This is a genomic window from Kitasatospora nipponensis (assembly GCF_039528135.1).
Taxonomy (GTDB): domain Bacteria; phylum Actinomycetota; class Actinomycetes; order Streptomycetales; family Streptomycetaceae; genus Kitasatospora; species Kitasatospora nipponensis.
Genome location: NZ_BAAALF010000545.1, coordinates 1 through 951 on the forward strand (window position 1 = coordinate 1; position 951 = coordinate 951).

Annotated in this window: 1 protein-coding gene; it reads left to right on the forward strand. The window is 67.8% G+C overall.

Annotated elements, in window-relative coordinates; all coding sequences use genetic code 11:
- The coding region (locus ABD323_RS41785; protein ID WP_344447303.1) for a transposase family protein at positions 1–601 on the forward strand (601 nt) is incomplete at its 5' end.
- Positions 602–951: the final 350 nt, after the last annotated feature.

Here is a 951-nt window from a genome sequence, read left to right on the forward strand (position 1 = left end):
CGCGGACGTGATTGCCCACCTCGGCGCCACCGGGCGGACCGGGATCATCGACGCCACCGAGATCCGGGTCCGCCGACCGGCTGCCCACCGACGCGGCCGCAACCGCTTCGTCTCGGGCAAGAGCCGCACGAACGCGATGAAGGCGCTGGTGGTCACCGATGATCGCGGCAGGCTGCTGTTCTGCGGCGAGGTCCGGGCCGGCTCGGTTGCCGACATCACCCAGGCCCGCGACGCCGGCCTGGTCGACCTGCTCGCCGACACGGTTCACCTGGAGATCCTCGCGGACGCCGGCTACCAGGGACTGGCCGCCCAGACCTACGGCCAGGTCGTCACCCCGCCCCGAAAACGCCGTGGCAAGAACCTCGAGCAGGTCCAGTGGCTGATGGCCCATCACGAACAGGCCCGCTTCGAACACTCCTCACGCCGCATCCCGGTCGAGCACGGAATCGCCCACCTGAAGAACTGGCGCGCCCTCGCCCGCCATCACGGCCACCGCCACCACCTGCCGGACACCATCCGAGCAGTAGCCGGACTCCTGTCAGACCAACAAGCCACCCACAAAAGGAAGTTGGCAGCCCTACCGACAGGCCAAAGCAGGTGATCAGTGACGTCAGACCTCACCCAAACACAGGCCACGGCTAACCATGCACGAGGTCATAAGCGATTATGGGGAACATGCAGGTCAGGCCAGGCACGAGTATGCGTGAGCCCCCAGGAGTGGGAGGACGCCTTGGGGCTCGTCAGCACCGGGATGGAGTTGAGGGCGTCCGCTGCGGCCTGGCGCTCCGCCGGGCTGGCGTTCGGGTCGGTGGCGGTGTTCGGGGCGTCCCCAAGGGCTGCTGCGAAGTCCAGTCGGGTAGTTGTCGAAGAAGCCGTCGGGCAGGGACTGGTCAACTGGTGCTCCTTCTGGCGGTGGGTGTGGTGTCGGTCTGCTGGGCGGCCCAGAGCTCG